Source organism: Burkholderia sp. Ac-20384 (assembly GCF_017104605.1).
Classification (GTDB): domain Bacteria; phylum Pseudomonadota; class Gammaproteobacteria; order Burkholderiales; family Burkholderiaceae; genus Burkholderia; species Burkholderia lata.
In genome coordinates, this window is sequence record NZ_JAAGPE010000132.1 from 1 (window position 1) to 25,983 (window position 25,983).

Here is a 25,983-nt window from a genome sequence, read left to right on the forward strand (position 1 = left end):
TGGCGGGCGTCGCACCGGCGATCCGCATCGCCCGGGAGCGGCTCGACGCGGCGCCCGCCGCCCCCGTTTCGCTCGCCGAACTGGCCGACCTGGGTGGCGTCAGCCGCTTTCAGCTGCTGCGCGGGTTTGCCCGCGAGCTCGGCATCACACCGCACGCATACCTGATCCAGTCGCGTGCGCGGCTGGCGCGCGCGCTGCTCGCCAGCGGCCTGCCGATCGCCGATGCCGCGGCCGAAGCCGGCTTTGCCGATCAGAGCCATCTGACGCGTGCGTTCGCGCGCCAGTTCGGGATCACACCGGGGCGGTTCACGCAGGCCGATTGACACTGCCGTCATCCCGCGCGACGGCTACCGGACACACCGCCCCGTCGCAAGCTGCGGCCACACCGCAGTGATCGCAGCGGCAGGCGCCAACGCCCGTGGCACAAGCACGCCGAGTCCCGCACGCCGCACTCGACACGCCCGCATACGCTGCAATTTCGTTCAAGACGCGCACTGCCGCCGTACGCGACGATGCGGCGCATGAAGACACGACTGATTGGCTATCTCTACCTCGCCGCCGCGATGGCGGGCGTCGGCAGCACCGTCATCGCGAGCCGTCTCGCGGCGGGCGGCCTGCCGCCGTTCGCGGCCACGGCGCTGCGCTTCCTGATCGCGACGCCGCTGCTGTTCGCGCTGATGCGCGCGCAGCGAATGCGCTGGCCGCGCCTCTCCACGCGCGACGCCGTGCTGCTCGTCATCCAGGCGGCGGCGGGCGGTGTCGGTTATACGGTGCTGCTGATCTGCGGCACGAAGCTGTCGTCGCCGCTCGACGCGGGCGTAATGCTCGGCACGCTGCCCGCGATGTCGACGCTGATCGCGGCCGTCGTACTGCGCGAGCGTCAGACGTCGCGTGACTGGGTGGCCGCTGCACTCGCAACGGCCGGTGTGCTGTTCGTCACGTTCGCGCCCGGCCACGCGTTGCCGTCGCTTCGCACGCTGGCCGGCAATGCACTGGTGCTGGCCGCCGTCGCGTGCGAAGCCGTGTTCATCCTGCTCAACCGGCGGCTTGTCGCGCCGTGGCCGCCGCTGGCGCTGTCCACCGCGATGTCCGGCCTCGGCTTCGTGCTCGCACTCGTACCGGCCGCATTCGAATGGCACGCGGTGGCGGCCGGCTGGACCGTGGGCGCCGTGTCGGCGATCGTCTACTACGCGCTCGTGCCGACCGTGCTCGGCTACCTGTGCTGGTATGCGGGTTCGGCCCGCACGAGCGGCACCGAGGCCGCCCTGTTTACGGCCGTCGCGCCGGTTTCGGCGGTGCTGTTCGCCGTCGCGCTGTTCGGCGAAACGCTCAACGGCACGCGGGTCGCGGGCATCGCGCTCGTCGTCGCCGGCATGGTCGTCGGCGCGACGCGTCGGCGCGAACCACCAGCCGAAGCACGCGATACGCACCCGGCGAGTTCAGGTCGACCGGCCAGCCCCGCGCCCGCCGCGCAGGCCGCCACCGATTGACTCGCGCTCATCGCGTCGTTGCGGAAGCGGCGGCGTCTCCGTGCCACCGCCCAGGTTGTCGATCCCCGCATTCCCGCCATGCAGCCGGCGACTGTAGGAATGTGTCCGCGCACCGCAAAACCGTTGCGCACCACCCCGCAAGATGCAATATTCGCGTGGCCGGGACCTTTGACAACCATCGAACAACAATCCACCACGCAATGAACAGGAAGGAAGCCAAAACAAGAATCGCGGTGCTGCTGTCCGCGGGAACGAGGAAGGCCGACGCACTGGCCGAACTGTCCGGACAGGGACTCAAGGATCGCGTGCTCGCGCGCCTGATCGCGTCGCGCCCCGATCCCGAACGCTGCCGCAAGAACAAACTGCACATCCGGATCCTGATCGCGCTCGGCATCGCCCAGCTCGCGATCAGCCTCATGCTCGCGTACTACTTCTTCGCCACCGGTGCCGGCAACGGCCTCGTGCTGGTGTTCCTCGCGTTGACCGTGCCGCTGTCGCTGCTGTTCATCTGGGGCTTTGCGACTAATCGTGTCGGCGCGTACCACGCATTCATCCTGCTGTCGCTGCTGCAGTTGCCGAAGACCATCGCCGAGCTCGGACGCGATCCGTCGACCGCGCTGCCGAGCCTCGCGATCACGGTCCTGCTGGTGGGCTATGTCTGGTTCGTCCGCAACCGCCTGTTCCCCGACTACGGCTGGCTCACGCCGCGCAAGGTCGAAGGCCGTTACGCGTTCGTCGAGCACGCCTGACGCCACTGGCATCGAGCGCCGGCCACAAAAAAGCGCCGGGCCGCCCCGCCATCGCGGAGCAGCCCGGCGCTTTCTGCATTCCGGAACCGGTCGACTTACTTGGCCTTTTCAGCCGTATCGCTGATCGCCTGGCCACCCTTCGAAATGTCCTGTCCCATGCCGGCGACCGTGTTGCAACCCGCGAGCGCGGCGGTCACCACCAGCAGCATTGCAGCAATCGTACGCGTCATTCTCATTCTCCTTGGAATCAACAAGCCCGACGGGCGAATCGTATGCGGCGTGGCGCCCGGCGAGATGCTGGGCACGGGGCCTGACCTGATTATACGGAGACGGCCGCCGCGCGCCAGTACGAACCCGCCGCATGTCAGGCGGGCCACACAGGCGGTTCGCACAGATTTTCCTTGACTTCAATGCGCCAGGAACTAATATACGCACCGCGTATATTTTTCGTCAGGAGCCGCCGATGACCGTTCCCCAGCAAGCCTTCCTCCGCGACGCCATGCGCCGCCTCAACATGACGCGCGAAGCGTTCGCCAGCCGCATCGGTGTGAGCCGGCGTGCGCTTGACACCTGGCTGCTGCCCGACGACTCGCAGGAATCGCGCGGGATGCCCGAGATCGTCGAGCGCTTCGTGTCGGAAATCGTCGAGCGCTCGGTACCGGAAGGCGACGGATATACGCAAAGCGTAGATAATCAGGGGCTCGCCAAGCAGTTCTTTTTCGAAGGCAAGCCGCAACTGCTGTCGGTCGACCAGTTCTCGCGGGAATCGGTCGAGGCGCTGTTTCGCGTGGCCGACGTGATGCAACCGATCGCGCGCCGCCACAAGATTTCGCGTGTGCTGGAAGGCGCGGTGCTCGGTAACCTGTTCTTCGAGGCCAGCACGCGTACGCGCGTGTCGTTCGGCGCCGCCTTCTGCCGGCTCGGCGGCTCGGTGTGCGACACGACGGGCTTCACGTTCTCGTCGATGGCCAAGGGCGAATCGATCTACGACACGAGCCGCGTGATGGCCGGCTACGTCGACGCGCTCGTGATCCGCCATCCGGAGAAGGGCTCGGTGGCCGAGTTCGCGCGTGCGACCAACCTGCCCGTGATCAACGGCGGCGACGGCCCCGGCGAGCACCCGAGCCAGGCGCTGCTCGACCTCTATACGATCCAGCGCGAATTCTCGCGGCTCGGCAAGATCGTCGACGGCGCGCACATCGCGCTGGTCGGCGACCTCAAGTACGGCCGCACCGTGCACTCGCTCGTCAAGCTGCTTGCGCTGTACCGCGGGCTCAAGTTCACGCTCGTGTCGCCGCCGACGCTCGAGATGCCGGCCTACATCGTCGACCAGATCGCGACGAACGGCCATGTCATCGAGCAGACGACCGACCTCGCGGCCGGGCTACGCGGCGCGGACGTCGTCTATGCGACGCGGATCCAGAAGGAGCGCTTCACCGACGAGTCGTTCGAAGGCTACACGCCGGATTTCCAGATCAACCAGGCGCTCGTCGATACGGTGTGCAAACCGGACACGCTGATCATGCACCCGCTGCCGCGCGACAGCCGGCCGGGCGCGAACGACCTGTCGGTCGACCTGAACCGCGACCCGCGCCTCGCGATCTTCCGCCAGACCGACAACGGCATTCCGGTGCGGATGGCGATCTTCGCGGTGCTGCTCGGCGTGGAGAACCTCGTCCAGCATTCGATGCGCGACGCGACGTGGCGCCCGCCGGCGTATCTCGGGCCGGAGGACGCGGTGTTTCACGGGGTCGATTGAGAAGGAGCAGCGGGGCGCGGCCAGTCAGGCGCCCCTCCGTTCAACGGAAAGCGCGCCCGGCTGCCCGGCGTGCTTTTTTACGCGCGGTGGAAAGATGGGCAATCGGCGCCTAGGACGCCCATGGATCAATCACCCGCAGGCCGACCGCCTCGAATGGCGCGACGTCGCGCGTCGCAATGATCAATCCGTTCGCCTCGGCCGTCGCGGCGATAAAAACATCGGCAGGCGCGATCGCACTGCCTGAGGCACGCGCACGCGCTCGAATGCTCGCATACGCTTTGCTCGCCGCATCGTCGAACGGCAGAATCCTGCCGCGAAACAGCGGCACGACGCGCTGCTCGATGCTTTGGTGCAACAAGTCTCGCCTTCGTCCCTCTGGCATAGCCGCAACGCCGAAGCGAATTTCGGCGAGACTGATCGCGGCGAGAAACAATGTCTCGACGTTCTGGGCATCGAGCCACTCGACCACGGCCGCACTCGGCTCGCGCCGCAGCGGCTCGGAAATGACATTCATATCAACAAGGATCATTCAAAGCTCATCGGATTAGTTGGCGTCTTGTCGCGCGGAACGTCGAAATCGACGCCGCCCACCTCCCGTCCGATTTCCGCCAGCAGCGCTCCCAGCTTGAGCCGACCGCCCGGTAGAACGGCCCGCTCGAGGATGTCGCGCACTTCCGCTTCAGTGCTACGCCCGTGCTGGGCCGCGCGAACCCGAAGCGCCCGATGCACTTCATCGGGCAAATTTCGAACGGTAATGACTGGCACGGTGCACCGCACCAAGATTGCTTTCAGTGCAGTCATCCTGGCACTTTGCTGTCATGGCTGATGCCCCGCGACAGAACCACTCTACCCCGCCCGACAAGCCCGCCACACCTGGCCTTTCGGCCATCCACCACCACCCCGCCCGCCTCGCAACCTCCTCGCCACATTCCTCAACAATTTCCCAACAAACGCGAACAAGAACGCTTCTCATTTAAGTTGAAATTACATAGAATGCCGCCTGAAAACAAATCGTAATAATTCCCGGCGGCATGCACATTTCCGCAGCGCACCGCCCCGGGGCCACACCGCGAGGTCGAAGGCACCATGAAGTCACGTCCCGACGAGCTGAAGCTCGGCAAATTCACCACCCTGTGCAGCGTGCTCGCCGCAAGCCCCGCATTCGCGGCGGATGGCACGCCGCCGCCCGCCCCGGCCAGCACCGAAGGCCATCTCGCGCCGATCGAGGTCCAGGGCAAGGCCGAGCACAGCTACAAGGCCGACTTCTCCGCTTCCGCGAAATTCACCGCGCCGCTCGTCGACACGCCGAAATCCGTCACCGTGATCCCGCAGGAACTGATCCAGAACAGCGGTGCGTCGACGCTGACCGAAGCGCTGCGCACCGTGCCCGGCATCACATTCGGCGCCGGCGAAGGCGGCAACCCGCTCGGCGATCGTCCGTTCATCCGCGGCTACGACACGCAGGGCAGCATGTTCGTCGACGGCATGCGCGACACCGGCGCGACGACGCGCGAGATCTTCAACACCGAGCGCATCGAGATCACCAAGGGTTCCGACGGCGCGTACGGCGGCCGCGGCGGCGCGGGCGGCAGCATCAACCTGATCACGAAGGCCCCGCACCTCGGCACCACCGCCGCCGCGAGCGCGGGCCTCGGCACCGACCGCTATCGCCGCTTCACGGCAGACGGCAACTGGCAGTTCGCCGATCACGCCGCGTTCCGGCTGAACCTGATGAGCCACAACAACGACGTCGCCGGCCGCGACGCGGTGAACAACGAGCGCTGGGGCGTCGCGCCGTCGATCGCGTTCGGGCTCGGCACGTCGACGCGCGTCGTCGCGAGCTACTACCACCTGTCCACCGACGACCTGCCCGACGGCGGCATCCCGTACTACTACGGCTTCAATCTCCCGAAGGGCGTCGCCACCGACGGCCCGGCGCCCGTCGACCGCCACAACTTCTACGGCCTGACCAACCGCGATTTCCGCAAGACGACGTCGGACATCAGCACGCTCAAGATCGAGCACGACATCACGTCGTCGCTGACGATCCGCAACACCACGCGCTACACGGAATCGACGCAGGACTACATCTGGACGCAGCCCGACGACAGCCAGGGCAACGTGGTCAACGGCAAGGTCTGGCGCCGCGCGAACACCCGCAACAGCTCGATCAACAGCATCGCGAACCAGACCGAGCTGTTCGGCGAATTCCGCACCGGCCCGTTCAAGCACAGCTTCACGACCGGCATCGAGCTGTCGCGCGAATGGGGCAAGCGCGACACGTACAACGTCGCCACCGCGAACGGCAAGATCTGCCAGAACGGCATCGGCGCGGCATCGGGCTACAACTGCACGAGCCTGTGGTCGCCGAATCCGAACGACCCGTGGGCCGGCTCGATCACGCGCAACAACGACTACTCGCATGCCCGCACCGTGACGAAATCGATCTACGGCTTCGACACGATCGAGATCACGCCGCGCTGGCAGGTCAACGGCGGCGTGCGCATCGACGACTACTCGACCCGCTTCACCGACACCAAGGCCAACGGCGGCAAGACCACCACGCGTGACGACACGCTCGTGAACTGGCAGGCCGGCCTCGTGTTCAAGCCCGCGCAGAACGGCAGCATCTACGCGTCGTACGCGACGTCGTCGACGCCGGCCGGCATGCTGCTCGGCGAAGGCAGTGAATCGCAGTCGCTCACGCCGGGCCGCGGCGGCGTCGGCTCGAACGCCGATCAGCTGTCGCCGGAGAAGAACCGCAGCATCGAGCTCGGCACGAAGTGGAACGTGCTGAACGACAAGCTCGCGCTGACCGCCGCGCTGTTCCAGATCGACACGACGAACGCGCGCGTGACGCTGCCGAACAACCAGTACGCGATGGTCGGTAACAAGCGCGTCCAGGGCCTCGAACTCGGCGTCGCAGGCCAGATCACGAAGCAGTGGCAACTGTTCGGCGGCTATACGTACATGAAGAGCGAACTGCGCGACAACGGCAAGGACACGGCGAGCAACGGCAACCAGTTTCCGAACACGCCGAAGCACAGCTTCACGATGTGGTCGAACTACGACGTGACGCCGAAGTTCACCGTCGGCGGCGGTGCGTTCTACATGTCGCAGGTGTTCGGCGATACCGCGAACCAGCACGCGGTGCCGTCGTACTGGCGTTTCGACGCAATGGCGCAGTACCGCATCAACAAGAAGCTCGACCTGCAGCTGAACGTGAACAACCTGTTCAACCGCACCTACTTCGACCAAGCGTATCCGGCGCACTACGCGTCGATCGCACCGGGCCGCTCGGCGTTCGTCACGCTGAACGCGCGCTACTGATCGATGGAGGCCGTGTCGCTGAAGGCGCTCGCGTCGGTGTCGCCGCGCGAGTTCGCCGACATCCTGGCCGGGCCGCCCGAGCGCGCCGCCGCGTGGGTCGCGGCGGCGGCCGACAACGGTATCGTCGACGCGCAGGCCGTCTACGGGCAGTACCTGCTCGACGGGCATGGCGTCGCGCGCGATCCGGCGGCCGCGTTCAACTGGTTCCGGCATGCGGCGCGCGCCGGCCACGCGATGGCGATGAACATGCTCGGCCGTTGCTACGAATTCGGCTGGGGCACGGCCGCGTGCGCGCCGGTCGCCGTGTACTGGTACCGGCTCGCCGCGCAGGCGGGGCTCGACTGGGGCATGTACAACTACGCGACGGCGCTCGCGCTCGGCAACGGCATCGACGAGAATCGCGCCGATGCGCTCGACTGGTTCCAGCGCGCGGCCGCACTCGGCCATGCGAAATCGATCAACCTGATCGGCGGCTTCCACGAGGACGGCTGGGTCGTACCGGTCGACCCCGACGTCGCGTTCGATCACTATCGCCGCGCCGCCGTGGCCGGCGATTTCCGCGGCCAGTTCAACCTCGCGCGGCTGCTCGCCGAGCGCGGGCGCATCGACGAAGCGCTCACGTGGCTCGCGCGCGTGCCGGCCACCGCTACCCCCGCGTTCGTCGCGAAGATGCGCGCGTATCTCGCGTCGTCGCCGATCGACGCGTTTCGTGCGGCAGCGCTGCAGCTGCCACCACAACCGCAGTCTCAGCCGCACTGCATGGAATCCGCATCATGATGCTTCACATCCCCGGCGTATTGACGAAAGCGCAGGTCGCGCAATGCCGCGAGCTGCTCGATGCGGCCGAATGGGTCGACGGCAATGCGACGTCCGGCACGCAGTCGGCGCAGGCGAAACGCAACCGGCAATTGCCGGAAGGCGCGCCGGCCGCACGCGCGGTGGGCGATGCGATCCAGGACGCGCTCGCACGCCATCCGCTGTTCTTCTCGGCGGCGCTGCCGCTCAAGGTGTTTCCGCCGCTGTTCAATCGCTATGAAGGCGGCGAGACGTTCGGCACGCACGTCGACAACGCGATCCGGCTACTGCGCGGCACGGATTTCCGCGTGCGCAGCGACCTGTCGGCAACGCTGTTTCTCGAAGAACCCGATGCGTACGACGGCGGCGAGCTGTGTGTCGAGGATACGTACGGCACGCATCGCGCGAAGCTGCCGGCGGGCGACCTCGTGCTGTATCCGGCATCGAGCCTGCATCACGTCACGCCCGTGACGCGCGGCGAGCGCGTCGCGTCGTTCTTCTGGATCCAGAGCATGGTGCGCGACGACGGCGATCGCACGCTGCTGTTCCAGCTCGATACGCAGATTCAGGCGCTGTCCGCCGAGAAAGGCGCGAAGGATCCGATGGTCATTTCATTGACGGGGATTTATCACAACCTGTTGAGGAAGTGGGCGGATGCGTAGCCAACGGAACGCCATCCGGCCGCTGGATGGATTGCGCGGCTCGGTCGTGCGCTACGACGATGCCGTCGATCCAATCGCGGAGAGCGCCCGGGAAGCGCCGCAACGCGACACCCGAAACGAACGCGTCCACGCAAACACGTCCATCGAGACGCTCGGATAAGCACGCACGCCGCGCAGCGAAAACCGCGACACATCCTCCGCCGGACTCTGGCATATTGGCGATTCGTCTGACAAAAACCACATCGGCCTGTCGCTCCGCCGGCTCGTGGCCCACAACCGTCATCGCGCCATTTCGTCCACTATCGTGATTTCGCTCTCCGATCCCGTTGTCCGGTCGATTGCCCTGCTGGAGTCGCCCGAGGAATTTGTCGATCTCGCAGGTTTCCATGACCGCATCGCCGTCGATCTCGGCCGCCGCGACATCGAGAGCAGAAGCCCGCATTTCCTGAAAGTCCGTCGTGGCGTGGCGGGCCGGCTGATTGCCGCTGCGCACGCGCTCCCCGCCAGCCTGCGCCTGTACGTCAAGGAGGGCTATCGCCCGCTGGCCCTGCAGCGCGACTACTTCTCCACGCATCTCGCGCACCTGCGCCGCACGCTGAATCCGCTGCCGGACGAAGACGCGCTGATCGCACTCACGAGCCACTACGTCGCCCCGCCGGAAGTCGCCGCCCATCCGACGGGTGCAGCCGTCGACCTGACGCTGATCTCGGCGGAAGGCATCGAGCTCGACATGGGCTGCGTCATGAACGCCACCGACCAGGAATCATCCGGCGCGTGCTACACGCACAACCCGTTCATCAGCCGGGCAGCCGCCCGTAATCGCCAGGTACTGATCACCGCGCTGACGAGTGCCGGCTTCACCAATTACCCGTCGGAATGGTGGCATTGGTCGTTCGGCGACCGCTATTGGGCCGTGATGCACGATCAATCGCACGCGATCTACGGCCCCGTCGAGGAAAACATGCTCGACGAAGCCGCGCGCTGACATTCTTTCCGACGAAACGCGCCCGCCTCGGTAACATCCTCACTTGTCGATCCCAGCCCGCTCCCGCACAATCGCAGCACCTGCGTCACTCTCCCCCGCGCCGATGTCCTATGCGTCACTCGCCACCGGCGTCCTCCTCGCCGGCGGCCTCGGTCAACGCTTCGACCCGAGCGGCCTGCAAAGCAAGCTGCTCGCGCTGCTTCCCGACGGCACGCCGGTTGCGGTTGCGGCTGCCCGCCATCTCGCGGCGGCCACGGCCGACGTGATCGCCGTCGTGCGTCCCGGTGCCGAAAAACTCGCGATGCTGCTGAACGAAGCCGGCTGCCACGTCGTCTATGCGCCCGACGCCATGCGCGGCATGGGCGCGAGCCTCGCGGCCGGCGTGCGGGCGACGCCCGAAGCGAACGGCTGGCTCGTCGCGCTCGGCGACATGCCGTGGATCGCCGCTTCCACCTACGAAACCGTCACGCGCGCGCTCGACGCCGACGACGCATCGATCGTCGCGCCCGCGCATCGCGGCGTGCGCGGCCATCCGGTCGGGTTCGCCGCGCACCACTTCGATGCACTCGCCGCCCTCGACGGCGACACGGGCGCCCGCGCGCTGTTCGCCAGCGCACCGGTCAGGCTGCTCGACGTCGACGATTCCGGCATCGTGCGCGACGTCGATACGCCGGCCGATTTGCGCTGACCGCAATCGCGCGGTGCCTGCACAAAAACCGCCCTTGCCCGGATGGCACCGACGACGCACCACCCGCCGCCACAATCCCGCTGCAAACGCACGCCCGATTGGCTATAACGGAGACGAGGCGCCCCGCCGCGCCACCGCCGTCACGCACCGCGCGAGTTCTCCATGACCGATCACACGACCCCGACGCCCGAGCCACCGGCCGACCCGAACCGCGACCCGGAAGACGATCCGTTATCGCCACCGTCGCCGGGCCATCATCACGACAACCCGCAGCAACCGGACGGACCGCCGAGCAAGGATCCTGTCTAGCCGCAGGGCTGGCGCGCCGCGCATTCACCGTGGGTTCCCGTCATGCACCGTCGTCGCATGACGCTGCCTAGCGCGCCGTATACCCGCCGTCGATCGGAAGCGACACACCGCTGACCATCGACGCCGCATCGCTCAGCAGGAACAGGATCGGTTCGACGACCTCGTCCGGCTCCGCAAATCGCCCGAGCGGAATCGCGGCGAGCATCGGCGCACGCTTTTCCGGTTCGCTCCACGCGAACTGCGCCATCGGCGTGAGCGTGACGGTCGGGTTCACACTGTTCACACGAATGCCGTGCGGCCCGAGTTCGATGCACAGCACGCGCGTGATCGCGTCCATCGCCGCCTTCGATGCGCAGTAGCTCAGATGTGCGGGCAAGCCGACGAGCGCGGCCTGGCTCGACACGTTGACGATGCTGCCCCGCGCCTGCGCGACGCCACGTCCGTCGCGCGCGATCATCTTCCGTGCAACGGCCCGTGCGACGAGCGCCGCGCCGCGCGCATTGACGGCCATCACGCGATCGAAATGCGCGGCGCTCACTTCGAGCGCCGATTCGAGCGACGCGATCCCCGCACAATTCACAAGGCCGTCGAACGCATCGTGCGCGGCGAGCGCCGCGTCGATCGCATGCTCGTCTCCACCGACATCGAGTCGCATCGTCTCGCACGCGGTCTCGCCGGCCAGCGCATCGAGCGCGGCCATGTCGCGCCCGGCCGCGACGACCTGCGCGCCCGCCTGCGCCAGCGCGACCGCGCACGCGCGCCCGATCCCGCTCGACGCCCCCGTGACGAGCACCCGCGAACCGCCGAAATCGAATCGTGTCTTCATGATGGCGTGTGCAACCCGTGCATGATCGGTTTGAGCGCCGGATACAGCGCCGTGTAGAGCGCAAAGCGCGCCGCATACGCTTTCGCGCGCTCGGCATCGGGCCGCGCGCGCTCGACGAGCGTGACCCATCCGCCTTGCGCGTCGTCGTGCGACACGAGCCCTGCCCCGACGCCCGCGAGCAAGGCCGCCCCCATCGCGGCTTCGACGTCCTGCTCGATCGTCCACACCGGGAAGCCCGTCACGTCCGCGATGATCTGCATCCATAGCGCCGAATGCGCGGCCCCGCCCACGACGATCAGCCGGTCGTCGAGCGCAGCCGCGCCGCGCCGGCCGGCCTCGATGTTGTGCCGCAACGCGAACGCGACGCCCTCGAGCACCGCGCGATACAGGTGCGCGCGCGTATGCGCGAGACTCAGCCCGACGAATGCGCCGCTCGCCTTCGCGTCCCACACGGGGCTGCGCTCGCCCATCAGGTACGGCAGGAACAACACGCCGTCCGCGCCCGGCGGCACGCTTTCGGCCGCTTCCTCGAGCAGCACGTGCGGATCGCCGTGCGGCAGCAGGCGTGCCGCATCGATTTCCGCGTGACAGAACTGGTCGCGAAACCACGCGACCGACGCGCCGGCCGTGATCGCGCCGCCGAACACGTACAGGTCGCGCTGCCCGTTGAACACGTGCGGCATGCTGACGAGCCCGTGACGCGCATCGACGTGCCGGCTCACGTAACCCCAGCACATGCTGGTGCCGATCATCGCGACATGCTGGCCCGTGCGCGTCGCGCCGGCCGCGAAGGTCGCGACGGCCGCATCGACGCCGCCCGCGACGATGGGCGTGCCGGCCGGCACCCCGAGCTGTTCGGTCCATTGCGACAGCAGGCCGCCGACGATGTCCGTCGATTCGACGAGCCGCTCGGGCATCATCGTCGCGGGAATGCCGAGCATGTCGAGCGCATCGTCGGACCACTCGCGGCGCGCGACGTCGTACACGCCGCCGATATTGCCGGCCGAACTGTGATCGACCGCGACCTCGCCGGTCAGCAGGTAGATCACGTACGCATTCGGCGGCAGGAAATAGCGCACGTTCGCCCACACGTCCGGCCGCTGGTCGCGCAGCCACAGCATCTTCGTGAAGCCGTAATAGCTGTCGACGCCGTTGCCCGTGATCACGCGCAACCGCTCGACGTTCACGTTCGCGTTGACCCAGTCGACTTCCGCAGTCGCGCGCCGGTCCATCCAGATCAGGCACGGATGGAGCGGCCGCATGTCGATGTCCACCGGAATGCCCGAGCCGCCGTACAGGCTGCCCACGCACACCGCGCGGATCGCGTCGGCCGGCACGCCCTGCGCGCGCGCCTCGCTCACGCAGCCCGCGATGCACGCGAGCACGGCATCGAACCACACCTGCGGCCATTGCTCGGCCCACAGCGGGCGCGGCGTATCGGGCTGGTAGCCGGCCGACCGCCGCGCGACGATCGTGCCGTGCCGGTCGACGAGCAGCGCCTTGGTGCTCTGCGTGCCGATATCGACGCCTATGACGTATTCCATGATGTCTCCGGTGAGGCGCACGCCTGCCGCGTCAGCGGGCCGGCTTCAGCAGCACCTTGATCGATTCGGGCGATTTCGCGACGCGGATCGCGTCGTCCCAGTCCTCGAGCGCGAAATCGTGCGTGACGATGCCTTTCGACGTGACGAGCCCGCGCGCGAGCAGGTCGATCGCGATCGGATAGCAGTATGGCCCCAGGTGCGCACCGCGTACGTCGAGTTCCTTGCGGTCGCCGATGATCGACCAGTCGACCGTTGCATCCTCGCCGAACACGCTGAATTCGACGAAGCGGCCGAGCTTGCGGATCAGGTCGAGCCCCTGGCTCACGCCGACCGGCGCGCCGGTCGTCTCGATGTAGACGTCGCAGCCGTAGCCGTCGGTGAGCGACCTGACGATCTCGCGCGCGTCGTCGCGCTTCGGGTTGATCGTGACATCCGCACCGTACTCGCGCGCGAGTTCGAGCCGTTCGTCGATCAGGTCGATCACGACGAGCTTCTTCGGCGTCTTCAGGTGCGCGACCTGCGTCATCATCAGCCCGAGCGGTCCCGCACCCGCGATCACGACCACATCGTCGAGCTGGACATCACCGCGATTCACCGTATGGATCGCGCACGACAGCGGTTCGATGATCGCAGCGTCCTCGAGCGACACGCCGAGCGGAATCTTGTGGACGATCGCGGTCGGCGGAATGCGCATGTACTCGGCCATCCCGCCGTCGGCCACCTCGCGCTGGAAACCGAAGATGTTGTGCACTTCGCACATCCAGTACTGGCCCGACTTGCAATAGCGGCACTTGCCGCACGGCACGATCTGCTCGGCGATCACGCGGTCGCCCACTGCCACGCCGAAATGCTCGGCCGCGCCGTCGCCGAGCGCTTCGACGTAGCCGAAGAATTCGTGGCCGGGAATCACGGGCGCCTTCACCCACGGGTTCGGGCCGCCCCAGAACATCTTCGCGCCCGTGTAGCACTTGCAGTCGCTCGCGCAGATCCCGCACGCGGCGATGCGGATCACGAGCTCGTTCGCGCCGGGGCGCGGCTTCGCGACCTGTTCGACGCGGTAGTCCTCGGGGCCGTGGCAAACGACCGCGGTCATCCGCGGCGGGGCTTCGGGTGTCGTCATGGAATGTCTCTTTCGTGGATGATCTGGATGACTGATGAATGAATCGTTACCGCGACCGTTCGCGGCTGATGTAGATCGCGAGCAGGATGATTCCGCCCTTGATCACGTTCTGCACATACGGGTTCACGCCGATCATGTTCAGCCCGTTGTTGAGCACGCCGAGCAGCAGCGCGCCGACCAGCGTGCCGAGGATCGCGCCGCGCCCGCCCGAGATCGACGTGCCGCCCATCACGACGGCCGCGATCGCGTCGAGTTCGAAACCCACGCCCGCGTTCGGCTGACCGCTCATCAGGCGCCCGGTCAGCACGATCGCGGCGAGCGCCGACGTGAGCCCGGCCAGCGTGTAGACGATCAGTTTCACGCGCGCCACGCGCACGCCGGTGAGCCGCGTCGCCTGCTCGTTGCCGCCGATCGCATACACGTAGCGGCCGAACGGCATCCGGTCGAGCAGCAGCCACGCGATGGCATAGACCACGAGCATGATCAGCACGGGCGCCTGGATGCCGAGCACCTTGCCGCTGCCGAAGAACGCGACCCAGTCGGGCAGGCCGTCGATCGGATAGCCGCCCGTGTAGATCAGTGCGAGGCCGCGCGCGATGCCCATCGTCGCGAGCGTGACGATGATCGGCGGCATCCCCGCGAACGCGACGAACACGCCGTTCAGGAAGCCGAAACCGAGACCGACCGCGATGCCGATCGCGAGCGCGGCAACCGCGTTCACGCCCGCGACCATCAGCCCGGCCGCCAGCGTGCCCGACAGCGCCATCACCGAGCCGACCGACAGGTCGATCCCGCCGGTCAGGATCACGCAGGTCATGCCGACCGCGATGATCGCGTTGATCGACACCTGGCGCAGCACGTTCTCGAGGTTCGCAGCGGACAGGAAGCTCGGGCTCGCGATCATCATCGCGATGCACACGACGATCAGGCCGACGAGCGGATAGAACAGCGTCGAGCGCCGCAGTTGCGCCCACATCGCGCGCGGCGGCGGTGCGTCGCCGTTTCCGGCGGTAGCCGCGAGCGTCGTGGAAGGCGTGGAAGAAGAATCAGGCAGGTTCATGGGTCGCTCCTCGCGTGCCGGCCGTGGCATAGGTCATGACCGTGTCGGGATCGATCTCGTCGCCTTCGAGCGTCGCCTCGATGCGGCCCTGCCGGAACACGGCGACGCGATCGCACATGCCGACGATTTCCGGCAATTCGGACGAGATCATGATGATGGCGTAGCCGCGCGCGGTGAGTTCGCGCATCAGCCCGTAGATTTCGGCTTTCGCGCCGACGTCGATGCCGCGGGTCGGCTCGTCGAAGATCAGCACCGACGTGTGATGGTTCAGCCAGCGCGCGATCACGACCTTCTGCTGGTTGCCGCCGGACAGCGTCGCGACCTCGGTGTGGATCGACGGCGCCTTCACGCCGACGCGCCGCATCACGTCGTGCGTGGTACGCGCCTCGCCGCGACGGTCGATCAGCCAGCGCATCGACCGGTACTTTCCGAGGTTGTTCAGCGAGATGTTGTCGCGGATCGAGAACGACGTGACGAGCCCTTCCGTCTTGCGGCTTTCCGGCAGGATGCCGATGCCTGCGCGCAGCGCGTCGGCCGGATCGGCGAGCTTCGCCGCCGTGCCGCGCACGCGCACGTCCTTGCGATGCGCACGCGTCGCGCCGATCACCGCGAGCGCGGTTTCCGAGCGGCCCGAGCCGACCAGCCCGGCGAAGCCGAGGATCTCGCCGGCATGCAGCGTGAAGCGGTTCACCGGGCCGCCGCGCTCGATCTGCAGTTCGTCAACCTCCAGCACCCGCGGTGCATCGGCCGCGCGCACCGGCTTCGGCGGGAAGCTGCTTTCGATCCGGCGGCCGACCATCATCCGCACGAGCTGCTCGACGTCCGTGCGCGCGACGTCGGTCGTCGCCACGTACTGGCCGTCGCGCAGCACCGTGATGCGGTCGCACACCGCGAAAATCTCGTCGAGGTGATGCGAGATGAAGATCATCGCGACACCCTGCCGCTTCAGCTCGCGCATGATCGCGAACAGGTGCTCGGCCTCGGCCGGCGTGAGCGTGGCGGTCGGTTCGTCGAGGATCAGGATGCGCGCGTCGAGCGACAGCGCCTTGCCGATCTCGACGAACTGCTGCTGCGCAACCGACAGCGCGCGGATCGGCGCATCGAGATCGATCGCCACGCCGAGCCGCGCGAAGATCTCGGCCGCCGCGTGACGCATCCGCTTGCGGTCGCGCGCGCCCCACCGGTTGCGCAGCTCACGGCCGAGGAACAGGTTGTCGACCGCGTCGAGGTGCGGGATCAGGCTGAATTCCTGGAACACGATGCCGACACCTGCCGCGACCGCGTCGCGATAGTCCGCGAAATGGCGCGCAGTGCCGTCGATCTCGATCGTGCCGGCATCCGGCTGATGAATGCCGCACAGGATCTTCATCAGCGTCGACTTGCCCGCACCGTTCTCGCCGAGCAGCGCGTGGATCTCGCCGCGCGCAATCTCCAGATCAATGTCGGCGAGCGCCTTCACGCCCGGAAAGCTTTTCGTGATGTGGCTGAGCCTGAGTATCGTGTCCATCGGCTTCTCCGTGCGAAGGGCGCCGGCCGCGCCGCCGCCCTTCGCGTCGTTTCGCACGTCGTTCACCAGCTGAAGCCCTTCGCGTTGCCGCGATCGACCACCTTCACGTCGACCGGGATCGCCTTCGGCACCGTCGCGCCCCACTTGCGGGCGATCGCGATACCGAGCGCGATGCGCACCTGGTCGGCCGGGAACTGCGCCGTCGTCTCGATGAATTTCGAATTCGGCTTCTGGATCGCGGCGATCGCCTCGGGCGCACCGTCGACGCTCGTCAGCTTGATGTCCTTGCCCGAGCTCTCGATCGCGGCGAGCGAGCCCATCGCGCCGCCGTCGTTCACGCTGAAGATGCCCTTCAGGTTCGGATGCGCCGAGATCATGTTCTCGGTAACCGACAGCGCGGTCGCGCGCTCCTGCTTGCCGTTCTGCGTATCGACCAGCTTCACGTTCGGGTATTTCGCGAGCCCGGCCTTGCAGCCGCGCACGCGTTCGAGAATCGGTACGACCGGGATCCCGTCGAGAATCGCGACCTCGCCGCTGCCGCCGATCGCCTTCGCGAGGTAGTCGCACGACATCACACCCGCGTCGTAGTTCTTCGAGCCGACGAACGAATCGACCGGGCCGTTCGCGTTCGCGTCGACGGCCACCACCACCGCGCCGGCCTTCTTCGCCTGCGTGATCGCCGACTGGATGCCGGTCGAATCGGTCGGGTTCACGAGCAGGATGTCGATCTTCTTCTGCAGCATGTCCTCGACGTCGCTCACCTGCTTGCTCACGTCGTGATGCGCGTCGGTGACGACGACCTGCGCGCCGATCGATGCTGCCGCGTCGTTCAACGCTTTCTGCATCGTCACGAAATACGGGTTGTTCAGCTCCTGGAACGTCATGCCGATGCGCAGCGGTGCGGCGTGCGCGGCGGCGGCGGGCAGCCAGGCCGCAGCGGCGAGCGCGGCAACCACCGCCATGCGGGCGGCGCGACGGGGGGATGAAGCGGGTGATGCATGCGTCATGACGGTGTCTCCGGTTATATGTGCTGCTTTTTCGTGGATGAGCGCGCCCCTCGCGCCGGGGGCGACGCGATTGCGCTGGGTGAAACGGTGTGGAAAGTCAGGCGGGCGACGGCCCGGCGATCATCCGGCCTGCGGCGCGAGTTCGGGCACGCCAGGCGTGACGACGCGCGGCGGCAGCGGATTGCCGGTGGGCGCTGCATGCAGCGCAAGCTCGCGGCTACGCGCATTCAGGCGCTGCAGCGCGCGGAATTCGGACGGCGCCATCCCCTTCACCGCACGGAACTGGCGGTTGAAGTTCGACACGTTGTTGAAGCCGGCCTGGAAGCAGATATCGGTGATGTTCGCGTCGTCGGCAAGCAGCATCTGGCACGCCGACTCAATCCGCAGACGATTCACGTACTGGACGAACGGCATGCCCGTCTGGCGGTGGAACGCCCGCGAGAACGCGCTGACGCTCTGCCCGGTCAGCTGCGCGAGATCGGATTCGCGCAGCTCGGACGCGAGGTTCTTGCCGATGTACGACAGCGCATGGCTGAGCCGCGTCGGCGTGACGTCGGCCTGATCGTATGCGGGGCTCGCGAGCAGCGTGCGTTCGGCCGCCCCGCAAAGCCGCTCGAGGATCGTCATGAACAGCGCGATGCGGCGCATGCCGCACGCGGCCAGCAGCGCGTCGAACAGCGGCGCGATCGCGGCGCTGGTTGCCGCGTCGAAGCCGACCCCGCGCCGCGCATCGTCGAGCAGCGCCTGCGCGTCGCGGCATTCGGGAAACGCGTCCATGCAACGGCGCACGAACGCCGGGTCGAACTGGATCACGAGGTTGCGGCGCTCGACGGTTTCGCCTTCGGCCATGTCGCTGACCCAGTTGTGCGGCAGGTTCGGGCCGAGCAGCACGAGATGGCCGGGGCCGAACGAGCCGATGTGGTCGCCGACGAAATACTTGCCGCGCGTCGCGACGATCAGGTGCAGTTCGAATTCGGGATGGAAGTGCCAGCGGATCGTGCGATACGGATAGCCGTGCGACCACACCTTGAACGACTCGTCGCGTCGCACTTCGACCACTTCCAGATCGGGGTGCATCATTGTTGGCGTCTCCATTCCCATGTCTCGCTGGCCGGTTCGTTGCGCGCGTGCGCCGCGTATCTCACGCGGCGACGCGACCGGTCGCATGGGAAGCAATGTAGGTCGATCGAGCGCGCGGCTCCACCAACTTTACGCCTGATTTCCGATACTTTTTTGCGCATTCCGGCCGCAAACGGCGCCGGACGGCAAATTTGTGCAGCGCGGAACGGCCGGGCGGCCGCCCGCTCCGGCGCTCAGGCGGCCGCGTGCTCGCGTGCCGTCCGCACTTCGTAGGCCTTCAAGTTGTTGTACGCGATCCGCAGCAGCGACAGTGCTTCGGCCGCTTGCGGGTCGCGGCGCGCGAGCAGGTCGCCGATCACGTGATCGGCTTCGACGCGCGCATGGTTCTCGACGTCGCGCAGCATCGACGCGGTCAGCGGCGACGGCGTCAGCACCATCCGCTGCATCCGCTCGATCGCGGCCGGGTCGGGCCGGTGGCCGTTGTGCTCGGCAATCGCACTGCATTCGGCGAGCATCGTCTCGAGCAGGCGGCGGCCGTCCGGCGCGGCGAGAATGTCGCCCACCGAGCCGCGGAACAGCGACGTGCTTGCGGCGAGTGTCGCGAGGAACACCCACTTTTCCCACATCCGCGCGGCCACGTTGTCGCTGAGCGTCGCGTCGAAACCCGCGCCGCCGAGCACCTCGGCCAACGCGCGCACGCGCGGCGATTCGCCGCCCGCGAGTTCGCCGAAGGTGACGCCATGCGTATCGTTGAGGTGCACGATGCGCTGCTCGCGATCGAGCGTCGCCGCGATCACGCACAGCCCGCCGAGCACCTGCGCGGCGCCGAACCGGTCGCGCAGCACGTCGAGATGACGCATTCCGTTGAGCATCGGCAGGATCAGCGTCTGCGGGCCGACGAACGGCGCGAACGAAAGAATCGCGTCATCGAGGCTGTACGCCTTGCAGCTCAGCAGCACGAGGTCGAACGGCGCGACACCGGCACCCGCATCGCCCGCGCGCACGGTCTGCACGTTCGCGAGCGTCAGGTCGCCATGCGGGCTGCGGATCAGCAACCCGTCGCGCGCCAGCGCGGCCGCGCGGCCGTCACGCACCAGGAACGTCACGTCCCGCCCCGCCGCGGCCAGCCGGCCGCCGAAATATCCGCCGACCGCGCCGGCCCCTACCACCAGAATTCGCATCGTTGCCTCCTTTCGGTTTCATTCGCCGCCGCGCCGCCGAGCCGGGCCCGCGGCGCACACGCAATCGCCCCGTGAGTATAGCGACACCCGTTATGCATATGCATAGATACCCTTGTCGTCATTAGAGGCTTGCATCCACGGTACCGGTTCCTAGGGATAACCCGTCTACGGTGACGCCCGTCAGGCGCCGTCAAAACACTTATCCCGTCACGCCGTCACGGCGAGCTTCCACGACCGACCGACCACACACCATGCGCAACCTTTCCCTGAATCAGAAACTCGCCTCGATGATCGTCATCCTGTGGCTCGGCCTGCTCGTGATCGCCGGGCTCGGCGCCTGGCAGACGCGTGCATCGATGATCACGGACCGCCGCGAGCAACTCGCGGCGCTGGTCGCGCAGGCCGCGAGCGTGACCGACCATTTCTACAAGCTGTCGCAGCAGAACGCGCTGCCGGAAGCCGATGCGAAGCAGAAGGCGCTCGAGGCGATCGCCGCGATGCGCTACGGCGCCGACGGCTACATCTCGATCAACGACTCGAAGCCGGTGATCGTGATGCATCCGATCAAGTCCGATCTCAACGGCAAGGACGTGTCGAATTTCACCGATCCGAACGGCAAGCACCTGTTCGTCGAGATCGTGAAGGCCGGCAACCAGGAAGGCAGCAAGGGCTTCGTCGAGTATCTGTGGCCGAAGCCTGGCGCCGACAAGCCGCAGGAGAAAACCAGCGCGGTGCAGCGCTTCGCGCCGTGGGACTGGTATCTCGTGACCGGCATGTACATGAACGACGTGCGCTCAGCCGTGCTCGAAAGCGTCGGCCGCTGGCTCGCGATGACGACCGTGCTCGGCGGGATCGCGACCGCCGTGATGGTGCTGGTGCTGAAAAGCGTGCGCGCGAACCTCGGCGGCGAACTGGAAGTGGCGCTCGACGCCGCGCAGCGCATCGCGCAGGGCGACCTGACCGCACGCGTCACCGTGAAGCACGACGATCGCGGCAGCCTGCTGCACGCGCTGCATACCATGCAGGGCGGGCTGATCGACATGGTGTCGCGCGTGCGGATAGGCACCGAGAACATCAACGTCGGCGCGAGCGAGATCGCGTCCGGCAACACGGACCTGTCGCAGCGCACCGAGGAACAGGCCGCCGCGCTCGTGCAGACCGCGTCGAGCATGGACCAGATGACCGCGAACGTGAAGCAGAACGCGGACAGCGCCGCGCAGGCCGCGTCGCTCGCCGGCCAGGCCGCGCAGGTCGCAACGCGCGGCAGCGCGGTGGTCGACGACGTCGTGCGCACGATGAACGAGATCACCGACCGCTCGCACAAGATCGGCGACATCATCGGCGTGATCGACGGGATCGCGTTCCAGACCAACATCCTCGCGCTGAATGCGGCGGTTGAAGCAGCGCGTGCCGGCGAACAGGGCCGCGGCTTCGCGGTGGTCGCGGCCGAGGTGCGCTCGCTCGCGCAACGCTCGGCGACGGCAGCGAAAGAGATCAAGACGCTGATCGTGTCGTCGAACGAGACCGTCGAACAAGGCGCGGCGCTCGTCACGAATGCGGGCGAGACGATGGCCGAGATCGTGCAGTCGGTGCGGCGCGTGAACGAGATCCTCGACGAGATCAGCCATGCGTCGCGCGAACAGAGCGCCGGGATCGAACAGGTCAATCGCGCGGTGGGTGAGATGGACCAGGTGACGCAACAGAACGCGGCGCTCGTTGAAGAAGCCGCGGCCGCCGCGCATTCGCTGCGCGATCAGGCCGAGGCGCTGCGGGATGCGGTGACGCGGTTTGCGTTGCCGGCTTGATCTTGGGGGCTTTCGAGAGCGGCGTGTCGTTGCCGACCCACGCACTCGACCAACTCAATCAGGGCATCCGCGTGCCTGTGCACGCGGGCGAACGCTGCTTGTGTGCAGCATGACGTGAGCATAGTGGCGCCAAGTGAGCCAACTCTCCTCTCAATTCCCCGTGCAACATTTGTTAGGGCAATCGGGCAGGAAAGAAATTTCTACGCGCCTTCCGTTGTCCACGTCGCCATGCGAGTAAACCCGCGCGCTTGCCCGAATGGTTCCTCGCAGAAAGCCCAGTTGCTCCAGCAGAACTCGCCCGACTTGCAATCTTGATTGCGCAAGCGCCTTTGCCCCACGCTCACCTTCTTCGGCATGGCCGCTAATTAATGTCGTCTCTTTCGTCGCATGGTTGGCGTAAGCAATTTTTTGATCAACAACCCATTGGGCGACCCGAACGATTTCCGAGTTCGATATAGTCGAGACATTTCTCTGAAAATATATATCAAAATTCTCGCTTGCGACACAAGAGAACACAGAATTAGAAATCGCCATCAACAAACCAAAAATAATTTTATGCCTCATATATTACATATCCAGCAATACTATCAGCGTTACCGATGGCCAGTTCCGGATGCTCTGCCCCGAAGGTCAGGCACTCGGAGATAAAATAGCGATGATCTTCAGTGGCCATCGTATCGTAAAAATGGCTCACCTCGTGAATTAGCGTGGAAACCACCGAATCCTTATCCCACGAAAAGTGACGCATCGTGCAAAAATCTGGATGTATGGCGATGGTATGAGTTGCGGTGTCCGGCGCACAAACAGATGCTGCGACCCCGGACTTGTTCGGATGTGGAACACATCCAACGTGTCTAAATCGCTCGCTATCCCATCGCGTAAAATTGAATGCCGTAAGCTCCTTCAGCACCCGCGCAATTGCCGCCAGACCGGCAAGTAACCTCATGCAAGTGGCTTCGTCTGCCTTGCCGAACCACTGCCGCACACGGTCCTTGTCAGCGCCAGACCCACGCCGTAATTCTGCGATTCTCTGCTCGACCAAGGAGACGACACGGTCGCGCTCACGTAAGATCATTTTCCGAAATTCGCTGTTTGTCATGTTCTGACAAATTCTCTCGGTATTGATTTTTACTTCGACCATCGAACCGGGGTTGGTATTAGTAACCGCGCCGGAATGAACAAGAAACCACTCCCCGCCATCATTCACGTCAAAATCGTTCATTACGTCAAAACCCCATCGCATAGATTTTCAAGGACGTAGCCGCATCGGTGGCGAATCGGCGCGTTTGCCCGGCACTGTCGGTCGTGCCTGTGAGGATCTGTCCCGAGTCGGTAACGACTCGATAGCGTGCGTTTGCGAGTGGGCGACCGAAAGCATCGACCAAGACGAATTGCTCGTCGTAGATGCCCAACGCTGACGCTTGCCTCGCATGAGCAAATGCAGAACTGACCGTGAACGGGTTCGCCGCGGTGTGATTGCCGTCGTCTTCGTAAAAGAAGGTGCAGTCGCTACCCGCGATGAGCAGGTTTTGCCCGCACGGGCAGAGCACCAGGTCGCCCTCTATAGCCATGCACCGCCCGTGAGATATCACGTATACCGCGCTGCCAACAATCGGAAACGCACCCTCGCAATTTCCACACGTGGCCTTGTCACCATCTACGGCGATGGTTTTGTTGTTGCTATACATGTCTGACGAACCGCTGATGACGATTCCGCCTGTCGTCGTCGGGTCACCGACCCTGACTGCTCGCCTGCTCATGGTTGTGTCCTCAATCGAAATTGGTAAAGACCCATTCGACCGACTCCGGGTCATAGATCGCGTATTGATCGATCGCGGCATCTTCAGTGGCAATAGTTGGCGGCTTGCACGCCAATGCTTCGCTCTCTGCATCGGCGATCTGCTCTGCGGTCCACGTATCCATCATGTCAAGCGTCTTGGCGAACCCGGACAGCCCGGCGCGCAGATACGCTGTTTCAATTTTTTCGGCCACGCTATCCGGAAAGCGGAGCGTGAAATGGTTGCGATTTTCGAACGGCACATCGAAGATCGAACAGGCGTAGGTCATCACCGGATGACCCGCCTCGGAAACCATGAGACGCCCTCCAGTCGCTCCATAGGCATAGTTCACGGCAATCGACAATCGACCATGCTTTTCCATGAAATGACGGGTATCGACTTGCCGAAAATCGATCGGCCAGAAATGGTCATCACGACGTGCGAGCGCTCGCGATCCCATGACCGCATCAAGGGGAGAAAGGTAGGTGCAAATGAACGGGTCATGCGTGCAGATCATTTGCATGTTGCCGTTGTACGTCGGATCAAACACGCCGGGTGCATCGGTCGGCAACGTATGGAGTTGCTGCACCATCGCGTAAAGCTTGATTGATGAATGAAGGAAATACGGACATCGGGCATGTTCCTTTTGGGTCATAGACTCGGACACTTTGTACGTCGACGGACCATAGACATTCGCCGGTAAGAATTTCCTTGTCTATAGGATGAGTACGATATTTATTCGTACTCCGACCCAATATGTGATCACACGATGTTCAGCAAGCGTCCCTCGACATGCCCGATGCCACCCCGAGCCCCAGCCCCGCCGCCCGCTGAATCAACTCGACGTCATTACTCACGCCGAGCTTCTTCATCGCACTGATCTTCTGCGCACTGACCGTCTGCTTGCCCTTGCTCAGACGCTGCGCGATCGTCTTGATCGGCACCCCCGACAGATACAGGCGAATGACCTCGATCTCGCGCGCCGACAGCTTCACGGGTGCCTCGCCGCGCTCGCCGAATGCATCGACCGCGCGCCTGACGAGCGGCGACAGGTAGCGCCCGCCGCTGTAGCTCGAATGAATGGCCGTGACGATATGGCCAACCTCGTCGAACTTGCTGACGATGCTCACGCCGCCGATCGCGAGGATCGACCCGAAGATCAGCGGGTTCTCGTTCGCGACCAGCGCGACGATCCCGACGTTCGGACGCGTGCGGCGCAGCCAGTCGAACAGCGCAAGGCCGTCCATCTGCTCGTCTCCGCGGATCGCATAGTCGACCAGCACGACATCGCAGTCGACACCGCCGAGCGACGCGACCAGTTCGGCCACGCTCCGGTAGACCGCGACGATCTCGATCGCACAGCCGCTGCCCGCGACCTGCTCGATGCCGGCCAGCGTCAACGGCCAGTCGTACGCGAAAGCGACGCGAACATTGAATTTCCTCATGCGCAGTTCCAGGTGGTTCATCGGCCGCGCGACACGGATCGCGCACGGCCGGTTTGGCGTTGAAAGGACGTTCAGGCTACTTTTAGCCTGAACGTCGATTCTATGAAGCCGCGCGCAAGCGGGATATCGGACGGCATCGGGATCGGCCGCCTGGGACGTAATACGAGTTTGATATTTGCGCCAGTTCGAGCGCCCGACACATGGCGGCCGGTATCCGTGGACATCGGCCGGATGGCCAGCGCGGCGGGTCATCCGGGCCAAGCGACCGGCCAGCAGGTAAAATCGACGCCTTTGCATACCGCGCCGGGCCACCGGCGGCGAGCGACGCGCCGATGCCGGCCGCGCGCCACCGCCCGTTTGCCGGCTGCCCGTACCCCCGCTTTCCTCATGACCGAATCCGACCTGCAACCCGACGACACCTCCATCCACGAAGACGGCCTCTGGCGCGACAACGGCTGGACGGCGCGCATCATCAAGAACGAAGACGACGACGGCTGGGCCGTCGAGATGATCAAGGACGGCGAGTCCGAGCCCGCGCTCGTCGGGCCGTGGACCATGGGCCGCGACAAGAAGAACCCGAAGCCGATGGACGCAAATGCGTTCCGCACGCTCGTGAAAACCGCGACCGAAGTGCTGATGCGGCACGAGCAGCAGCGGCGCGCGATGCTGCACAAGGAAGTGACGGTTCAGGGCGAGGACGACCAGGATGTGTCGGTGACGCTCGACATCGTGCCGGACGAATTCGAGCCGTACGCGCAGCTCAAGGCATTCGATCCGTATGGCGAGCTGCTGGCCGAAGCGAAGGTATCGGCCGGGTTCAAGCTCAACAAGGCCAGCGCCGAGCGCTGGGTCGCATCGGGCAG

Annotated in this window: 28 protein-coding genes; 12 read left to right on the forward strand and 16 right to left on the reverse strand. The window is 65.8% G+C overall.

The genetic code is table 11. The features are described from left to right. The 3 genes from G3O00_RS22885 to G3O00_RS22895 form a co-directional block, all read left to right on the forward strand. A partial coding sequence (locus G3O00_RS22885) for an AraC family transcriptional regulator (protein ID WP_206144401.1) occupies positions 1 to 323 on the forward strand: 323 nt, incomplete at its 5' end. Between the two features lie 198 nt (positions 324 to 521). Further along, positions 522 to 1,490, forward strand: coding sequence for a DMT family transporter (locus tag G3O00_RS22890; protein ID WP_206144402.1), 969 nt, complete (start codon positions 522 to 524; stop codon positions 1,488 to 1,490). A gap of 200 nt (positions 1,491 to 1,690) precedes the next feature. Further along, positions 1,691 to 2,239, forward strand: coding sequence for a hypothetical protein (locus G3O00_RS22895; RefSeq protein ID WP_041493226.1), 549 nt, complete (start codon positions 1,691 to 1,693; stop codon positions 2,237 to 2,239). A 95-nt stretch (positions 2,240 to 2,334) separates the two neighbouring features. Here the strand turns inward: G3O00_RS22895 and G3O00_RS22900 are convergent, their stop codons facing one another. Continuing rightward, positions 2,335 to 2,469, reverse strand: a complete 135-nt coding sequence (locus G3O00_RS22900) for an entericidin A/B family lipoprotein (protein WP_009688930.1) — start codon at positions 2,467 to 2,469, stop codon at positions 2,335 to 2,337. Positions 2,470 to 2,702: 233 nt separating this feature from the next. Between G3O00_RS22900 and G3O00_RS22905 the strand changes: the two genes are divergently transcribed. Then, entirely contained in the window at positions 2,703 to 3,998 is a 1,296-nt protein-coding gene (locus G3O00_RS22905) for an aspartate carbamoyltransferase (protein ID WP_206144403.1), read from the forward strand. A 109-nt stretch (positions 3,999 to 4,107) separates the two neighbouring features. Here the strand turns inward: G3O00_RS22905 and G3O00_RS22910 are convergent, their stop codons facing one another. Together G3O00_RS22910 and G3O00_RS22915 are read right to left on the reverse strand one after the other, a co-directional pair. Continuing rightward, positions 4,108 to 4,527, reverse strand: a complete 420-nt coding sequence (locus tag G3O00_RS22910) for a type II toxin-antitoxin system VapC family toxin (protein ID WP_206144404.1) — start codon at positions 4,525 to 4,527, stop codon at positions 4,108 to 4,110. Beyond that, a complete protein-coding gene (locus G3O00_RS22915) occupies positions 4,524 to 4,763 on the reverse strand; it encodes an Arc family DNA-binding protein (RefSeq protein ID WP_206144423.1) in 240 nt (79 codons plus the stop codon). Before G3O00_RS22915 ends, G3O00_RS22910 begins: the two co-directional genes overlap by 4 nt. Positions 4,764 to 5,084: 321 nt before the next feature. On the opposite strand from G3O00_RS22915, the gene G3O00_RS22920 reads away from it, so the two are divergent. From G3O00_RS22920 to G3O00_RS22945, 6 genes are all read left to right on the forward strand, one after another. Next, on the forward strand, positions 5,085 to 7,328 hold the full coding sequence (locus G3O00_RS22920) for a TonB-dependent siderophore receptor (protein ID WP_206144405.1): 2,244 nt from the start codon (positions 5,085 to 5,087) through the stop codon (positions 7,326 to 7,328). A gap of 3 nt (positions 7,329 to 7,331) precedes the next feature. After that, the gene (locus G3O00_RS22925; RefSeq protein ID WP_206144406.1) at positions 7,332 to 8,105 is read left to right on the forward strand and encodes a tetratricopeptide repeat protein; all 774 of its coding nucleotides are present in this window, start codon (positions 7,332 to 7,334) and stop codon (positions 8,103 to 8,105) included. Beyond that, the gene (locus tag G3O00_RS22930) at positions 8,102 to 8,785 is read left to right on the forward strand and encodes a Fe2+-dependent dioxygenase (RefSeq protein WP_206144407.1); all 684 of its coding nucleotides are present in this window, start codon (positions 8,102 to 8,104) and stop codon (positions 8,783 to 8,785) included. Before G3O00_RS22925 ends, G3O00_RS22930 begins: the two co-directional genes overlap by 4 nt. Before the next feature lie 304 nt (positions 8,786 to 9,089). Next, the gene (locus G3O00_RS22935) at positions 9,090 to 9,770 is read left to right on the forward strand and encodes a M15 family metallopeptidase (RefSeq protein WP_346778993.1); all 681 of its coding nucleotides are present in this window, start codon (positions 9,090 to 9,092) and stop codon (positions 9,768 to 9,770) included. Between the two features lie 103 nt (positions 9,771 to 9,873). Next, positions 9,874 to 10,458 (forward strand): nucleotidyltransferase family protein, encoded by a 585-nt coding sequence (locus G3O00_RS22940; RefSeq protein ID WP_206144409.1) that lies wholly within the window; start codon positions 9,874 to 9,876, stop codon positions 10,456 to 10,458. 162 nt (positions 10,459 to 10,620) lie between these two features. Continuing rightward, positions 10,621 to 10,767 (forward strand): hypothetical protein, encoded by a 147-nt coding sequence (locus tag G3O00_RS22945; protein ID WP_166896045.1) that lies wholly within the window; start codon positions 10,621 to 10,623, stop codon positions 10,765 to 10,767. 67 nt (positions 10,768 to 10,834) lie between these two features. Here G3O00_RS22945 and G3O00_RS22950 read toward each other — a convergent pair whose 3' ends face one another. The 8 genes from G3O00_RS22950 to panE form a co-directional block, all read right to left on the reverse strand. After that, complete coding sequence (locus G3O00_RS22950; RefSeq protein ID WP_206144410.1) at positions 10,835 to 11,593, reverse strand: SDR family oxidoreductase; 759 nt, start codon at positions 11,591 to 11,593, stop codon at positions 10,835 to 10,837. Further along, positions 11,590 to 13,137 (reverse strand): FGGY-family carbohydrate kinase, encoded by a 1,548-nt coding sequence (locus G3O00_RS22955; protein WP_206144411.1) that lies wholly within the window; start codon positions 13,135 to 13,137, stop codon positions 11,590 to 11,592. The genes G3O00_RS22950 and G3O00_RS22955 overlap by 4 nt, the downstream gene beginning before the upstream one ends. A gap of 31 nt (positions 13,138 to 13,168) precedes the next feature. Further along, a complete protein-coding gene (locus tag G3O00_RS22960; RefSeq protein ID WP_206144412.1) occupies positions 13,169 to 14,257 on the reverse strand; it encodes an alcohol dehydrogenase catalytic domain-containing protein in 1,089 nt (362 codons plus the stop codon). Positions 14,258 to 14,303: 46 nt separating this feature from the next. Further along, positions 14,304 to 15,317: an ABC transporter permease gene (locus G3O00_RS22965; RefSeq protein ID WP_011354493.1), complete on the reverse strand. Its 1,014-nt coding sequence runs from the start codon at positions 15,315 to 15,317 to the stop codon at positions 14,304 to 14,306. Next, entirely contained in the window at positions 15,304 to 16,824 is a 1,521-nt protein-coding gene (locus G3O00_RS22970; protein WP_206144413.1) for a sugar ABC transporter ATP-binding protein, read from the reverse strand. The genes G3O00_RS22965 and G3O00_RS22970 overlap by 14 nt, the downstream gene beginning before the upstream one ends. Positions 16,825 to 16,886: 62 nt before the next feature. Next, a complete protein-coding gene (locus tag G3O00_RS22975; RefSeq protein ID WP_206144414.1) occupies positions 16,887 to 17,831 on the reverse strand; it encodes a substrate-binding domain-containing protein in 945 nt (314 codons plus the stop codon). Positions 17,832 to 17,951: 120 nt separating this feature from the next. Further along, on the reverse strand, positions 17,952 to 18,911 hold the full coding sequence (locus G3O00_RS22980; RefSeq protein ID WP_206144415.1) for an AraC family transcriptional regulator: 960 nt from the start codon (positions 18,909 to 18,911) through the stop codon (positions 17,952 to 17,954). A 233-nt stretch (positions 18,912 to 19,144) separates the two neighbouring features. After that, a complete protein-coding gene (gene panE / locus G3O00_RS22985; RefSeq protein ID WP_206144416.1) occupies positions 19,145 to 20,092 on the reverse strand; it encodes a 2-dehydropantoate 2-reductase in 948 nt (315 codons plus the stop codon). A gap of 251 nt (positions 20,093 to 20,343) precedes the next feature. On the opposite strand from panE, the gene G3O00_RS22990 reads away from it, so the two are divergent. Next, positions 20,344 to 21,897: a methyl-accepting chemotaxis protein gene (locus G3O00_RS22990; protein ID WP_206144417.1), complete on the forward strand. Its 1,554-nt coding sequence runs from the start codon at positions 20,344 to 20,346 to the stop codon at positions 21,895 to 21,897. 150 nt (positions 21,898 to 22,047) lie between these two features. Here G3O00_RS22990 and G3O00_RS22995 read toward each other — a convergent pair whose 3' ends face one another. The 5 genes from G3O00_RS22995 to G3O00_RS23015 form a co-directional block, all read right to left on the reverse strand. After that, positions 22,048 to 22,461: a hypothetical protein gene (locus G3O00_RS22995; RefSeq protein ID WP_206144418.1), complete on the reverse strand. Its 414-nt coding sequence runs from the start codon at positions 22,459 to 22,461 to the stop codon at positions 22,048 to 22,050. After that, positions 22,451 to 23,119 carry a M35 family metallo-endopeptidase gene (locus G3O00_RS23000; protein WP_241025295.1) on the reverse strand — a complete coding sequence of 223 codons (669 nt, stop codon included), beginning with the start codon at positions 23,117 to 23,119 and terminating at the stop codon, positions 22,451 to 22,453. Before G3O00_RS23000 ends, G3O00_RS22995 begins: the two co-directional genes overlap by 11 nt. 4 nt (positions 23,120 to 23,123) lie before the next feature. After that, positions 23,124 to 23,657 (reverse strand): PAAR domain-containing protein, encoded by a 534-nt coding sequence (locus G3O00_RS23005; RefSeq protein WP_206144419.1) that lies wholly within the window; start codon positions 23,655 to 23,657, stop codon positions 23,124 to 23,126. A gap of 10 nt (positions 23,658 to 23,667) precedes the next feature. Then, the gene (locus tag G3O00_RS23010) at positions 23,668 to 24,330 is read right to left on the reverse strand and encodes a hypothetical protein (protein WP_206144420.1); all 663 of its coding nucleotides are present in this window, start codon (positions 24,328 to 24,330) and stop codon (positions 23,668 to 23,670) included. A gap of 118 nt (positions 24,331 to 24,448) precedes the next feature. Beyond that, the gene (locus tag G3O00_RS23015) at positions 24,449 to 25,120 is read right to left on the reverse strand and encodes a response regulator transcription factor (protein WP_206144421.1); all 672 of its coding nucleotides are present in this window, start codon (positions 25,118 to 25,120) and stop codon (positions 24,449 to 24,451) included. 387 nt (positions 25,121 to 25,507) lie between these two features. Between G3O00_RS23015 and G3O00_RS23020 the strand changes: the two genes are divergently transcribed. Beyond that, positions 25,508 to 25,983: hypothetical protein (locus G3O00_RS23020; RefSeq protein WP_206144422.1), on the forward strand; the 476-nt coding region annotated here is incomplete at its 3' end.